Annotated in this window: 17 protein-coding genes; all 17 read left to right on the top strand. The window is 43.6% G+C overall.

The window, feature by feature from the left end; translation table 11 throughout:
- Nucleotides 1-9: 9 nt before the first annotated feature.
- The 17 genes from V1497_RS13365 (at nt 10) to V1497_RS13285 (ending at nt 14,291) form a co-directional block, all read left to right on the top strand.
- The gene (locus tag V1497_RS13365; RefSeq protein WP_349408034.1) at nt 10-1,059 is read left to right on the top strand and encodes a type IV pilus twitching motility protein PilT; all 1,050 of its coding nucleotides are present in this window, start codon (nt 10-12) and stop codon (nt 1,057-1,059) included.
- A complete protein-coding gene (locus V1497_RS13360) occupies nt 1,060-2,271 on the top strand; it encodes a type II secretion system F family protein (RefSeq protein WP_349408033.1) in 1,212 nt (403 codons plus the stop codon).
- A 16-nt stretch (nt 2,272-2,287) separates the two neighbouring features.
- Complete coding sequence (locus V1497_RS13355) at nt 2,288-2,671, top strand: type II secretion system protein (protein ID WP_349408032.1); 384 nt, start codon at nt 2,288-2,290, stop codon at nt 2,669-2,671.
- Nucleotides 2,672-2,900: 229 nt separating this feature from the next.
- Nucleotides 2,901-3,638, top strand: a complete 738-nt coding sequence (locus V1497_RS13350) for a prepilin peptidase (RefSeq protein WP_349408031.1) — start codon at nt 2,901-2,903, stop codon at nt 3,636-3,638.
- Between the two features lie 15 nt (nt 3,639-3,653).
- On the top strand, nt 3,654-4,598 hold the full coding sequence (pilM, locus tag V1497_RS13345) for a type IV pilus biogenesis protein PilM (protein WP_349408030.1): 945 nt from the start codon (nt 3,654-3,656) through the stop codon (nt 4,596-4,598).
- 3 nt (nt 4,599-4,601) lie between these two features.
- Nucleotides 4,602-5,171 (top strand): hypothetical protein, encoded by a 570-nt coding sequence (locus V1497_RS13340; protein WP_349408029.1) that lies wholly within the window; start codon nt 4,602-4,604, stop codon nt 5,169-5,171.
- Complete coding sequence (locus tag V1497_RS13335) at nt 5,171-5,728, top strand: hypothetical protein (protein ID WP_349408028.1); 558 nt, start codon at nt 5,171-5,173, stop codon at nt 5,726-5,728. The genes V1497_RS13340 and V1497_RS13335 overlap by 1 nt, the downstream gene beginning before the upstream one ends.
- A 160-nt stretch (nt 5,729-5,888) precedes the next feature.
- A complete protein-coding gene (locus tag V1497_RS13330; protein WP_349408027.1) occupies nt 5,889-6,920 on the top strand; it encodes a hypothetical protein in 1,032 nt (343 codons plus the stop codon).
- A 203-nt stretch (nt 6,921-7,123) separates the two neighbouring features.
- Nucleotides 7,124-7,717: a Maf family protein gene (locus V1497_RS13325; RefSeq protein WP_349408026.1), complete on the top strand. Its 594-nt coding sequence runs from the start codon at nt 7,124-7,126 to the stop codon at nt 7,715-7,717.
- Nucleotides 7,718-7,789: 72 nt separating this feature from the next.
- The gene (gene radC / locus V1497_RS13320; protein ID WP_349410820.1) at nt 7,790-8,419 is read left to right on the top strand and encodes a RadC family protein; all 630 of its coding nucleotides are present in this window, start codon (nt 7,790-7,792) and stop codon (nt 8,417-8,419) included.
- A 74-nt stretch (nt 8,420-8,493) separates the two neighbouring features.
- The gene (locus V1497_RS13315) at nt 8,494-9,537 is read left to right on the top strand and encodes a rod shape-determining protein (RefSeq protein WP_349408025.1); all 1,044 of its coding nucleotides are present in this window, start codon (nt 8,494-8,496) and stop codon (nt 9,535-9,537) included.
- A 12-nt stretch (nt 9,538-9,549) separates the two neighbouring features.
- Entirely contained in the window at nt 9,550-10,440 is an 891-nt protein-coding gene (gene mreC, locus V1497_RS13310) for a rod shape-determining protein MreC (protein ID WP_349408024.1), read from the top strand.
- Nucleotides 10,440-10,958: a rod shape-determining protein MreD gene (gene mreD / locus V1497_RS13305; protein WP_349408023.1), complete on the top strand. Its 519-nt coding sequence runs from the start codon at nt 10,440-10,442 to the stop codon at nt 10,956-10,958. Before mreC ends, mreD begins: the two co-directional genes overlap by 1 nt.
- 62 nt (nt 10,959-11,020) lie before the next feature.
- Nucleotides 11,021-11,704 (top strand): septum site-determining protein MinC, encoded by a 684-nt coding sequence (gene minC / locus V1497_RS13300; RefSeq protein ID WP_349408022.1) that lies wholly within the window; start codon nt 11,021-11,023, stop codon nt 11,702-11,704.
- A gap of 17 nt (nt 11,705-11,721) precedes the next feature.
- Nucleotides 11,722-12,516, top strand: a complete 795-nt coding sequence (gene minD / locus V1497_RS13295) for a septum site-determining protein MinD (RefSeq protein WP_349408021.1) — start codon at nt 11,722-11,724, stop codon at nt 12,514-12,516.
- Between the two features lie 189 nt (nt 12,517-12,705).
- Entirely contained in the window at nt 12,706-13,449 is a 744-nt protein-coding gene (locus V1497_RS13290; RefSeq protein WP_349408020.1) for a peptidoglycan DD-metalloendopeptidase family protein, read from the top strand.
- 53 nt (nt 13,450-13,502) lie between these two features.
- On the top strand, nt 13,503-14,291 hold the full coding sequence (locus V1497_RS13285) for a M50 family metallopeptidase (RefSeq protein ID WP_349408019.1): 789 nt from the start codon (nt 13,503-13,505) through the stop codon (nt 14,289-14,291).
- The last annotated feature ends 19 nt before the right edge of the window (nt 14,292-14,310 follow it).

Below are 14,310 nucleotides of genomic sequence, written 5' to 3'. Positions count from 1 at the left end.
GGGATTTCTATGAATTATGACTTGGAACAGATTCACCAGCTACTGATCTTGGCTCATGATATGAAGGCATCTGATGTCCATTTGTCCTGCGGACTTGCTCCGATCTTTCGGGTGCATGGCGAGTTGATTCCGAGAGAGATGGAGAAATTGATGCCGAAGGACACTGAGTTTATCGCTCGACAAATGATGAATGAAGAGGAATGGGAAGAATTCATCCATGCAGGAGAATTGGATTTCTCCTATGGCATCAAAGGTGTTTCAAGATTCCGGATCAACGCCTTCCATCAACGGTCAAGTATTAGTCTCGCAATCCGGATCATCCCGAATGTCATTCCATCAATTGATGATCTGGGTTTACCGCCTAACATGAAAGAAATCATGGGTAAATCACAAGGGCTCGTTCTCGTCACTGGACCGACAGGAAGCGGTAAATCGACGACCCTCGCTTCAATGATTGATTATGTGAATCAGAATCAGAACCGTAATATCATTACGTTGGAGGACCCGATTGAGTACTTGCATCGCCATAACCAGTCGATCATCCTGCAACGAGAAATCGGACTGGATACGAAAGGATTCCCTTCAGGTCTCAGAGCTGCCCTTCGTCAGGATCCCGATATCATTTTGGTCGGGGAGATGAGAGATCTGGAAACCGTTTCGACAGCGATTACTGCAGCCGAGACAGGCCATCTCGTGTTAGGAACGCTCCATACGACGGATGCCGCTTCGACGATCGATCGGATCATCGATGTGTTCCCAGCTAATCAGCAGTCCCAAATCCGTGTACAGCTCGCATCCGTCCTTGTATCTGTTTTATCGCAACGATTGGTCCAAAATATCAACAAAGATGGTCGGACGCTTATTACAGAACTGTTGATCAACAATCCGGGGATTTCCAACTTGATTCGAAACGAGAAAATTTATCAAATCAAGAGCTTGATGCAGACGAGCAGAGCTCAAGGTATGTATACGTTGGAAATGTCGATTGAAGAAAAACTCAAGCTCGGTGCAATATCACGAGAATCGGTCAGACCGTTTCTAAAAGAGATGATGGTGTAAATGGGAATCTACGCTTATCAAGGTCGAGACCGGCAAGGAAACAAGACAAAAGGACAAGTGAATGCAGACTCACGTATAGGTGCAGTGACCCTTCTGAAGGAGCGGGGGATTGCGGCTACAGAGGTGACAGAGCATCAAAAAACGATGCTGAACAAAGAAATTACCATCAATAAAGGGATGAAACCACGTGAGCTGGTCGTCTTCTTAAGACAATTTTCAGCGTTGTTGGAAGCAGGCATTTCAGTCGTCAAAGCGGTCGAAATCCTTGAAGAGCAGACGGATTATAAGCAGCTGAAACAGGCGCTGGATTCAATGAAGGATCTGGTGCAAGAAGGGGAATCCTTATCGCTTGCGATGGAAAGGCATCCGAATGTATTCCCTCCCCTTGTCGTCCATTTGACTAGAGTTGGTGAAGTGAGTGGTAACTTGGACTCTGCGATGATCCGCCTGGCAGATTACTTCGAGAAAAGGTACGAAATGCGACAGAAAGTGATATCCGCCCTCACTTATCCCGTTTTATTAGGGGTGGTGTCGATTGCGGTGTTGAACATCCTCCTTTACATGGTGGTACCGCAATTCACATCCATGTACGCCAGCTCTGAACAAGAACTCCCACAGCTGACAAAATGGGTCATTGCCATCAGTAATTTTAGCGTTAGCTACTGGTGGGTCATGGTTACTATCATTTTAATGGTACTAATAGCATTGTATTTTTTGAGAAAAAAAGAACCTGGTAAATATTACATAGATTATGCTATACTGAAGGTGCCATTATTAGGCTCAATTTTACAAAAAACGCTATTAATTGAATTTTCTAGAACGCTCAGCTCGTTATTTACCAGCTCAGTCCCTATCTTGCAATCTATGACGATTACACGAAACGTTCTCGGAAATGCAGTATTCAAAAAAGTCATCGATGAAAGCCTCCAAGCCGTTGAACAAGGGAATTCAATGACAGCGCCGATGAGGGGTGAATGGCCTTTTCCACCATTAGTGGTACATATGATTTTGATTGGTGAACAGACGGGAAACCTTGATGTGATGCTGAACAAGATCGCCCAATTCTATGAAGCAGAAGTGGAGCATACGACGGATCGTCTCCAGACCCTGCTAGAACCAATCCTGATTCTATTCCTTTCCATTGTCGTCGGTGTAATCGTATTGTCAGTCGTGTTACCTATGTTTGGGTTGTATGAAAATATTAATTTATAAAAAGGGGAGACGCAGTATGGTAGAGGTTTTGTCAGAAAGAAAGAGCGTGTTGAAATCACAAAAAGGGTTCACCCTTGTCGAGCTGCTTGCAACAATCGTCATCCTTGGGATCATTGCAGCGATTGCGGTGCCATCCATCGGCGCGTTGATGTCGAATACTAAAGAGAATGCTCATGAAGCGAATATCGAGCAAATTGAAGAAGCTGCGAGACTATATGTTATGGCTGAAGATATCTCTTCCGACGACACAGTTAAAGTAAGCAAATTGGTATCAGATGGTTACTTAGAAGAAATGCCAGAAGATCCGAAAACCGGAAGTCCATATACAGGAGGATCTGTAGAAATAAGTTTTGATGCAAATGGTAAAGCCTCCTATACCGGAACTCTTACATCTAATTAGTAAATAAATATTATTGTAGTTGAGGAATTCACGACCTTCAGGAAGCCCAAGCAAGTTAAGAAGCGACAGGAATTTAAAAGATCTTCGATTAACTACCACCACGTACTGTGGAAGTGAAAATTTGCGGTTCGCTCCTGGTAAGGGGAAATTCCAAATCAACCAATCCTTCTATTAATAAACGACCCTCTCATCTCGAGAGGGTTCATTTCCTATATACGGAGAGATTTTGATGTACATTGCTTTGTTTTTCATTTTCGGCTTGGTGTTGGGATCATTCTTCAATGTCGTCGGCTTACGCATCCCACAGAAACAGTCGATCGTTTCGCCAGGCTCCCATTGTACAACCTGCAAACAGCCACTTAAGCCGATCGATCTCATTCCTGTTTTATCATACATATTATCGAAAGGGCAGTGCCGTTACTGCCACACTAAATACGCCATTATCTACCCGATTATCGAGCTCAGTACCGGACTTTTGTTTGCTTTCAGCTACTTGCAATTTGGATGGTCACCGATGCTTCTATTAAGTCTCATCACCGTTTCATTATGTATGATCGTATTCGTTAGTGACCTCAACTATATGCTGATTCCGGACAAAATTGTGCTCTTTTTTGCACCGATTCTCGTAGTCTATCGACTATGGTTGCCGACGGATCCGTGGTGGGATGCCTGGGTTGGAAGCATGACAGGGTTCGGTTTGCTTTTTCTGATTGCGATTGTCAGTAAAGGTGGTATGGGTGGAGGCGATATTAAGCTGTTTGCCTTACTTGGCCTCATTTTCGGCTGGAAGGGTACGTTACTTGTCTTATTTCTTGCTTCCTTGATTGGATCGGTCATCGGCATCGCTTTAATAGTGAAGCAAAAGGTGAAGCGGAAACAACATGTCCCTTTCGGACCTTTTATCGTATTGGCTGCTCTACTTACTCTCTTTTGGGGGGAATCCATCTTAGCATGGTACTTTAATTAAAGGAGTTCGTTCACCATGAAATTGTTCAAGAGAACGTTACCCGTCTTTCTTGTTTTTCAGGATGATTGCATCCGTTATGTAAAACTGACAAGTAAGTCTCCTTTAGTCGTGGACAAGCTTGGCGAGAAAATTTTGCCTCAAGGGGTGATTCATGAAGGGAAGATTCTGGATCGTACGACCTTGAGCAAAATGATCCATCAATGTGTGGACGAATGGAAGCTGAAGGGAAAAAAAGTCCGTTTCACCGTCCCCGATGCGATCACCTTCATCCGTAAAATCCCAGTCCCTTCGGCAATTCCTGAAAAGGAACTGGAAGGATACATCGGGGTTGAAATCGGCGCATCCATCCATGTTCCTTTCGATGAACCTGTGTTCGATACGCATAAGCTGGAACAGCATGAAGAGACGACCGACTATCTTTTGTTTGCTGCACCGGAAAATGTGATGAAGGAGTATATGAGCGTGCTGGAGGAAGCAAAGCTTAAACCGATTGATGCCGAACTTTCTTCATTGGCGATTTATCGTTTGTATCACCATATCGGTATGGTTGAGGATACCAAACGTTACCTCCTATTGAACGTAGAGCGGAATGGGATAAGTGGGACTGCGTTTGATAAGCATTCCCCAGTATTTACGCGATTCATTTCCTTACACCCACCTCAGGACCACCAAGGAACGAAACATGATTATTTTGATTATGAAGAGCGATGGACAGAAATTACGACTGAAATCGGTCGGATTATGAACTTCTATCAATTCTCCCTGTCCGAAGGGGTGGAATTCGATGCTTTTCTCATATCTGGCGACCATCCTTCTTTTGAAAAATTCCAGAATCAAGTTGAAGAGGCGTTCAACATCAACGTCATCGAAATCCCTAAAGGCAGTGTGAAGCTCTTCAGAGGTTTGGACGTACCAACTAAATTCTACGCACCTGTCGGCTTAGGGTTAAAGGGGGAGTAGGACATGCAAGTCGATATCAATCTGCTTCCTCAAAAGAAGAAGAAAATTGTCAGAAGAACACGGCGATCCTCGGTTATACTCGTTGTGGTCGCCTTGACTGGTGTGATCTTGCTTGCGTTTTCAGCGTATTGGACGAATTCCGAAGTGAAAAAGCTGGAAAGTGAACGATCTACTTTAGAAGCAAAGAGCACAGAAATCGGAAACAAACTATCAGAGATGGCGCAGGATTCGACAGCATTCAAGCAAGAAGTCGACCGAGTCTTTTCAGAACGGATGGAGACGACCAGGGTTGTCGATGACGTCTTTCAACCGCTCGCAAAAGATGCTTTAGTGAATATTTCTTTTACAAATGATGGGCGTATACAAGTTCTTGCTCAATTCCAACGCCTTGAAGATGTTGCAGCCTACCAGCAGAAACTGGCTGAAACGCCTGGCATTTTGGGTGTGCAGCTCTTGAAGCTGACAAAGAATGAAGCTGATAAGGAAAAAGCTGCAAAAGTAAAGAAATACACCGCTGATTACGATGTGAAATATGACCCTACTACCTATTCCAATGAAGGGGGGACACCTTAATGTCTTCCTTACCATCTCAGAAAAGAATGGTTATGCTTTTGTCGATTATTTTATTTTTGTTATTTGCAGCGGGTTATGTGTTTCTTATCCAACCCAATCTATTGAAAATGAATGAATTGAAATCTGACATCCAAATGAAAGAGACGTTCATCGAAACGGCCAACAAGAAGTTGCAGGAAAAAGTGGACGAAGAGGATGCCGTGTTCGAAATACCTGAAAAGCCTTTAACGGATCAAGTTGTCCTGGATCTTCGTGAGGCTGAAGTGAAGTCTTCAAGCCAGATTGTTGAAATCGCGATTGAAGGATATGAAGAGCGGAATGCAGAGGCTATGAACCAACCGAATCAGGAGGAAAATGATCTCTCGACTCTCATACCTTTGACTTTTACAGTTGAAGTGGAGGCGAAGGATATGAGCTCAGTCAAATCCTTCATCGATGAGGTGGAAGGTGCAGCGCATCTCTATACCATCGAGAGAGTCGACATTCCTGTAGAGGTTAAGGAAGCAAAGGCACCTATTACATTTACGCTAGCAGTAACGACCTATCATAAAAAGTAAGGTTTGTCAGATATACTCGAAACCTTTTCAGAACAAGACGACAGTGGTCTTGTTCTTTTTTATTTTCCCTGTGATATAGTGTCTCTACTATCCTATCAGACAAGTTCTAATCAGGTTGCAAATCACATAGAATAGAATGACTGGAAAGGAGTTGATAAGGGTGCCTGAGAAGGATAAAGGAATCTCAATACGAGTCAATGGAAAGGACAGGCCTGTGCGGGAAATGAGAGATGAGGAAAAGCTGGATGACCAGGAAATAGCAGCATCAATAGACGCTGATTCAGCTGATCCCTTTTTTGAGTTGGCTCCGCCAAAAGACGTCAATCCATCGAATGTTTATTTGTTTCATGCAAACCGTGATGAGAAGCAATGGGACGAATCGGAATATTTCACAAACGAGCGTAAACCGGGACTACCCATTCAACGAAAAAAACAACGGGAGCCTGAATATCGTCAACTTCCAAGTCCTAAAATACCTTTTCGACTGCCTAAACAGCTCCTTGTACCAATTGGTAGTGCGGTTTTGATTGGATGCTTGATCGGTCTTATCGTATTGATGATTTTCACAGGTGAAGAATTCCAATCACAATCAACGCCTGTATCAAAGGACACTCCCGCATCACCCGTTCAGAACCCTGTATCATCCCCTAAAGTCAATACACTCGACTTTACTGTATCTCCTTTTGTTGTCCAGGGTGGTCTTTATACGAGTCTTTCATCTGCAGAAGAGATTGCATCGAACATTAAAGCGAAGGGTTATGCAGCAGTTGTGGACAAGAGTGACAATCGCGTCTTCATCGGAATTGGTGGATCATTAACCGAAGTAAAAGAATTATCCGCTTTATATGAAGAAAGCGGAATTCTCGCTGAATCACCTTATCCGTATCAACGCCCGATGGAAGCAGAAGCTGTTCAAGTACCTGATACGTTAAATGTAACGTGGTTAGTGAAAGGAAAAGAATTGCTTGAAGCCATGTTCTCAACGGCAAATTCGAATCCTTCAGAAGTTGCATCGTGGAAAAAAGAAGCGCTGGCATCCATATCTGAGCTTCCTTCTCAACAACAACCACTTGCTGTCGCTTTTGTGAATGCAATGGGTAATGTATCAGAGATATCTGGTGATCGATGGACGGTACAGCAAGCGAAGCTCGACGCCTTGATCCATTACAAAGCCCTCATTGAATCTTTTTAAAGCTGAAACCTGACCTGAGGATCTTTCTTGGTTTTCGACAAGATGGTAGTCATAAATCACCCTCCTTTTACGAACGATAATAAAGGAGGGTGATCGTTTATTTTGGTTGTCGAACTGGAAGGTATTTGATATTCTGTAAATAATCCCTTCCATTACAGGAAAATGACAATCATAACCCTACTCTAGACGTAAAGGGTGGTTGTATGAAACGCCTCATCTTAGCCTCAGGCTCACCTCGACGTAAAGAATTACTCGAAATTGCCCACCTTCCATTCACTATCCAAAAAAGCTCTGTACATGAAAATATAAGTGAATCCTATTCTCCGGCCCAGGTGGTCGAACAACTTGCATTACGTAAAGCGAGAGATGTTTTCCAGCACAATCAGGAGGATGTCGTCTTAGGTGCGGACACGGTGGTCGTATTGGATGACCAGATCTTAGGGAAACCAAGTGGTGAGAAGGAAGCCCAGGAGATGCTTGAAAATCTATCTGGTCAAACCCACTTCGTTTATACAGGTGTCGCCATCTTATCCAAGGAAAAGGAAATTTATTTTCACGAAGCTACAGAAGTGACGTTTTGGAAGCTGACTTCAGAGGAAATAAGAGAATACGTAAGGACCGGTGAAAGCTTCGACAAGGCAGGTGCTTATGGCATCCAAGGCTATGGTGCTACGCTCGTCAAACGTCTGAATGGAGATTATTACAGCGTAGTTGGTCTGCCATTGTCGCGAACCGTTCGTGAATTGAAAGAATTTGGAATAACAAATGATCTCAGTCAGTCACGGAATTTATCCTAAGGAGGATGTGAATTGGGTATAAAACCCCTGACAATCCGTGATTTTCCATTGAATGAAAGACCAAGAGAGCGTATGCTGAAAGAGGGTGCGAACGTACTCTCTAATCAAGAGCTTCTCGCAATCCTGTTACGATCAGGTACAAAAGAAGAATCCGTTCTGCAGTTGGCGCAACGGGTCATCCAACAATTCGAAGGCCTGCATCTTCTGAAAGATGCGACCATTGATGAGTTGACCACTGTCAAAGGAATCGGGAATGCTAAAGCTGTTGAGATCCTTGCTTCGCTTGAACTTGGGAAGCGTGTCAGCAGGCTTCAGATTGAGGAGCGGTACATCATCCGATCCCCTGAAGACGGTGCACGGTACGTGATGGATGAAATGCGGTTCTTATCACAAGAGCATTTCGTCTGTATTTATTTGAACACCAAAAATCAGGTGTTACACAAACAAACAGTTTTCATTGGCAGCTTGAATGCATCCATCGTACATCCGAGGGAAGTGTTCAAGGAAGCGATGAAACGTTCAGCAGCATCCGTCATCTGTTTCCACAATCATCCAAGCGGTGATCCCCATCCAAGCCGTGAGGATATCGAGGTGACTCAACGCCTCTTGGAATGCGGTAAAATCGTCGGAATTGACCTGCTGGATCACATCATTATCGGTGATCAGAAATTCGTAAGTCTTAAAGAAAAAGGCTACGTTTAGACTGTTCAAGCCTTTTGGTTTGGAGTATAATCAAAGTTATGAGTTTTGCTAGTAATGAAGGGAGATTTACATAAATGTTTGGTGGATTTTCAAGAGATATGGGAATTGATTTAGGAACTGCAAATACACTTGTCTATGTGAAAGGGAAGGGTGTTGTCGTTCGGGAACCTTCCGTTGTTGCAATCAATACAAAGAGCGGAGACATTGAAGCGGTCGGAAATGCTGCGAAGAACATGATCGGACGTACGCCTGGTAACATCGTCGCTCGCCGCCCAATGAAAGATGGCGTTATCGCAGATTATGATACGACAGCTACGATGATGAAGTATTACATCCAGCAAGCACAGAAGAACCGATCCGTCTTCTCACGTAAACCATTCGTCATGGTATGCGTACCATCTGGTATCACACACGTTGAAGAGCGTGCTGTAAAAGAAGCAACCAAGCAAGCTGGTGCACGTGAAGTTGAAACGATTGAAGAGCCTCTAGCTGCTGCAATCGGGGCAGACCTTCCTGTGTGGGAGCCGACAGGTAGCATGGTCGTTGACATCGGAGGAGGTACGACTGAAGTAGCGATCATCTCTCTTGGCGGAATTGTTGAAAAACAATCGATCCGTGTAGCAGGAGATGAAATGGATGACGCGATCATCCAGTACATCAAAAAGACATACAACGTCATCATCGGTGAACGTACAGCTGAAGCGATCAAATTGGACATCGGTTCTGCAGATGTTTCTGATGGCATGGAAGAGATGGATATCCGTGGACGTGACTTGCTCACAGGACTTCCGAAAACCATTTCGATCACAGGTGAAGAGATTGCCGGTGCATTGAAAGATACAGTCGATACGATCATGGATGCTGTCAAGCTTGCATTGGAAAAGACTCCACCAGAACTTGCTGCTGACATCATGGACCGCGGCATTGTTTTGACAGGGGGCGGAGCACTTCTACGTAACCTTGACCGTATAATCAGTGAAGAGACGAAGATGCCAGTCATCGTTGCAGAGAATGCGTTAGACTGCGTGGCGATCGGAACTGGACGTGCCATTGAGAACTACCAGCAAATCAGTAATAAACCTGGTTTTGGCAGCGGCCGTTCTAAATCAAAGTACTAAGAGGTGTGAATCGTGCCGCAGTTTTTCTCTAACAAACGTCTTATCATTCTATTAGTCAGTATGATTGTTCTAGTGGCGATGATTGGATTTTCAATGAAAGAAAGAGAAAACATATCATGGCCTGAACAATTCCTACATGATACAGTTGGCTGGTCCCAGTCAATCTTCTATAAACCCGCACATTTTGTAGCGGGTTTCTTTGGGAACGTTGTTGAAATGAAACAAATCTATGAACAGAATAAAATCTTGAAAAAGCAATTGAATGAGTATGATAAGCTCGCAAGCCGAGTGAAAGATTTGAAGAAAGATAATGAAACGCTACGGCAGACACTTGATAAGAAAGAAAGTCTGTCTGATTTCACGGTTTGGCAAGCGACAGTCATCGGTCGTTCGCCTGAGAAATTGTGGTACCAGACTGTTCAAATCGACAAAGGGAAGCAAGCCGGCATTGAACCGAACATGGCAGTCATTTCGGCCAAGGGATTGATTGGAAAGGTGGATAAGGTTTCTGCTTTTCATTCGACTATCGAATTGATAAGCAGCCATGATCCGAATAGTCGGATATCTGCTGTCATCCATGGCGAAGACGAACGGATCCATGGTCTGATCCAAGGGTATGACCCGAAGAGGAAAGTGCTGCTGATGAAGATGATTGGTATTGATAAAGAATTGAAGAAGGGCCAAACGGTCACGACCTCAGGGTACGGAGGCGTTTTTCCAAAAGGACTGGAAATCGGGAAGATCGTCGATGTAGAGCCTGATAAAGTGGAACCGACTCAAACAGCGTATATTCAGCCTGCAGCTGATCTTTATGACATTGATCATGTGATGGTCGTCAAACGGACGATGCAGGAAGTAGACGTCGAGACGGACCCTGATCAAACCGAGGAGGAAGGAAAGTAATGAAACGCTTTCTTCTTCCTCTTCTTACATATTTGTTATTCATCAGCGAAAGCACTTTGATGCAGCTCTTCATTCCTCAACATATGGAAAGTGATATGGTCATCATTCCGCGTTTTGTAGTGGTGATGGTTTGTTTCATAGGGATGTATGTTTCACCAATGAGAGGAGTCACGTACGGAATCGTTTTTGGACTCCTTTATGATCTCATTTTCAGTGACTTGATCGGTGTATATATGTTTTCGATGGGCTTGACGGCATATGTGACGACCTTCATTGCCCGTTATTTCCATGGAAACATTTTTGTGACATTGTTCGTCATGCTTATAGGTCTTTCGGCATTTGAATTTCTGATCTATGGTCTTTATAGCCTGATCGGAATCGCCAATATGATGGTTGAAGTGTTCATATATGATCGTTATTTGCCAACCTTATTGTTGAATAGCGTATTTGTCGTCTTGGTCTATTACCCGCTTCGGAAATGGTTGATCGATGTCGCCATTGACCTACAAGAAAAATAGGGTAGAAAAAAGGAATCCCATTTGACATTGTCGAATTTGTGATTGTTGAGGTGAACAGGGTAATGGCGCAAAAACAAAAACAGACTAATAATCAATTTGTAACAATAAAGGGGACGAAAGAAGGGCTCATCTTAAACCTGGATGATGATTGCTCCTTTGATCATCTACTCTCTGAACTGGATTCGAAATTGATTCATCCGTCTGAAAATCAAAACTCGGATGGTCCAAAGATTCCAGTGAATGTGAGGGTAGGCAAAAGGTACCTGACAGCATATCAAGAAGAACTGCTTAGAAAAATCATATATCAAAAGAAAAACCTGCTTGTCGAAGTAATCGAATCCGATGTGATTACGAAAGAAGAAGCAGAAAACATGAAAATGGAAAATGAAATAACATCTGTCAATCGGATGATCCGCTCTGGACAGACGCTAAAGGTCAATGGGGATCTCTTACTTGTAGGAGACGTTAATCCTGGTGGATTCGTCGCCGCTACAGGAAACATTTTCATTATGGGCAGCCTGAAGGGCATCGCTCATGCTGGTTGTGAAGGACGCGGTTCAGCAGTCGTTGCAGCCTCTAAGATGATCCCGTCCTTAGTACGGATTGCAGAACATGTTTTTCAACATGAAGAAGATGAACAAGAATATACTGGTGTATGTGCATACTTGGATGATTCAGAGGATACGGTCAAAATCGACCGTCTGCATGTCTTACACCAGATCAGACCCGGTTTAAACCGACTGTAGGGAAAGGGGAATGTTTTGTGGGTGAAGCTATCGTAATTACATCTGGAAAAGGCGGAGTTGGAAAAACCACAACAACAGCTAATATTGGGACATCACTTGCACTCCTTGGAAAGAAGGTATGTTTGATTGATACCGATATCGGTTTGCGTAATTTGGATGTCATCATGGGACTTGAAAACCGTATCATCTACGACTTGGTGGATGTTGCACATAACCGCTGTAAACTCCATCAGGCCTTAATTAAAGATAAACGATTCGAGTGCCTTTACCTTCTGCCTGCAGCTCAGACGAAGGACAAAAGTGCCGTAGTACCAGAACAGATGAAAAGGATTGTAACCGAACTCAAGCAAGATTACGATTACGTAATCATCGATTGTCCTGCAGGGATCGAGCAAGGGTTCAAGAATGCGATTGCCGGTGCTGATAAATCAATCGTCGTGACGAATCCAGAAACGTCTTCTGTCCGGGATGCGGATCGTATTATCGGTTTGTTGGAGCAAGAGAACATCGAATCACCTAAACTCATCGTCAACAGGCTAAAAGCCCATATGATGGAAAATGGGGATTCTTTAGATGTTGATGAAATCGTGAATGTACTTGCCATTGAATTGCTTGGTATCGTTGTCGATGATGAGCATGTGATCAGTGCTTCGAACCGAGGGGAACCGATTGCGTTGAACCCAGACACGAAAGCCTCTCAAGCCTATCGTAATATTGCGAGAAGGATTCTTGGAGAGTCTGTTCCGTTGATGTCTCTTGAGCAAGATAAGGGACTGTTCAAAAGAGTGAAGCAGTTCTTTGGGATGAGATAAATAGAGTTTCAGAAATTTTAAGCTTGTAGCGGTCCGTCGGATTTCGCTACAAGCTTTTTATATTGAGTAAATGTGTTACCTCAAAGCCAATCCTCAGTTAAACCAGCTTATCGCCTTCCATCAAATCAAGCATAAACCCTCAGGACAAGTCATAAACATGTACAAAACATGTGCAGAGGGTGGAAGTCCATGAAGAGTAGAGCGGATGAGATACGACGTAAGTATCAAAATCATATGAAAACACATAAACAACAGCCCGGTGATGCGGTTTCAAGCTATAGGAATTTCCCTGAACGGAGTGAGAATGGCCACCCGTTATTTTCGACTGAGGGTCTCCTTTTTCGAATCATGGCCTCAATTTGCCTATTTTTAGTCGTTGGGATTATCTTCAAAAATCCTGGACAATTCGAACACCTACAAGGCTATGTTAATCAAGCCTTTGAAGAGGAGTTTCAGTTTGCTTCCGTGGCTGGATGGTACGAAGAGAAATTCGGAAAGCCGCTTGCACTCCTGCCTGGAAAAAAGGAGAAAGAAAGCGGAGGAGAAGAAACGGACATCAGCAAAATCAAGGATTATGCTTTACCTGCGAATGCGAAAGTTCTTCAATCGTTCAAGGATAATGGGAAAGGTGTCCTCCTGGAAACGGGGAGCAATTCAGATGTGGCATCCATAAAAGAAGGCTTCATCATCTTTGTCGGTGAAAAGGAGAATCTCGGAAAAACTGTTGTTGTCCAACATTTCGATGGCAGTGAATCTTGGTATGGGAAACTCGATAAGATTGCGGACGGTATCAAGCTCTATAATTACATTGATGCAGGTGTTAATTTAGGGAAAGTAACCAAGGAAGAGAAGACGGATTCAGGATTATTCTATTTTGCGATCAAAGATAACGGTGGCTTCGTCGATCCTTTGAAAGTACTATCCTCTGACTGATGTTGCACCTCATTACGTTGATCAAAATCAATCCTCTTCTTTGGGTGATCGCATTGATAGCGGTCATGACTGGTTATTTCCGAGATTTTCTCATTCTTTTTCTCGTGATTTTAATCCATGAACTCGGTCATGCACTGGCGGCTCACTCCTTCAAGTGGCGTCTCGTAAAGGTGGAGCTTCTCCCTTTTGGGGGCGTGGCGGAGATGGATGAATATGGGAACAGGCCGTATCGCGAAGAAGTGATTGTGACGCTCGCGGGCCCGTTCCAACATCTGTGGATGATTGCGGTTGGAATGGTGTGTCTGACCTTTGGGTTAGGCGATCCCTTCTTTTTTGAACGCTTCATTGCGATTAATTGGATGATCCTGATTTTCAATCTTTTGCCGATATGGCCTTTGGATGGTGGAAAGCTTCTATTTCTAGTCCTTACGCTTTGGTACCCCTATAAGAAGGCGAAAAGCAGGATGCTTGTCTTATCCATCTGTTTATTAGGCTTATTCCTGTCGTTTTCGATGATCCTATATTCCTTCCATTTGAATTCGCTCATCATCTTGTTATTTCTTTTGTACGCACACTATGTGGAGTGGAAACATCAACCCTATGATTATGTGCGTTTTTTGTTGGAAAGAATGCATGAAGTTGGGAAGTCAAAAAAGATGAAAGTTCTCTCAGTTGATCCGAACATGACAGTGGCTGAAGTACTATCTCGACTTTATAAAGGGTATGAACATGAAATCCATATCAGGTCATCACGTCCATTCATTTGTAAGGAGAAAGAAGTGTTGACTGCGTATTTCAAACAGAGTGCCAGGACATGTGCAATCCAGGACCTTTTTCGTTAAAATGGATAAAAAGAGTAGT

Source organism: Pseudalkalibacillus sp. SCS-8 (assembly GCF_040126055.1).
GTDB lineage: Bacteria > Bacillota > Bacilli > Bacillales > Fictibacillaceae > Pseudalkalibacillus > Pseudalkalibacillus nanhaiensis.
Note: the sequence above shows the minus strand (reverse complement) of the source record. Positions and strands in the feature narration are given on the sequence as shown.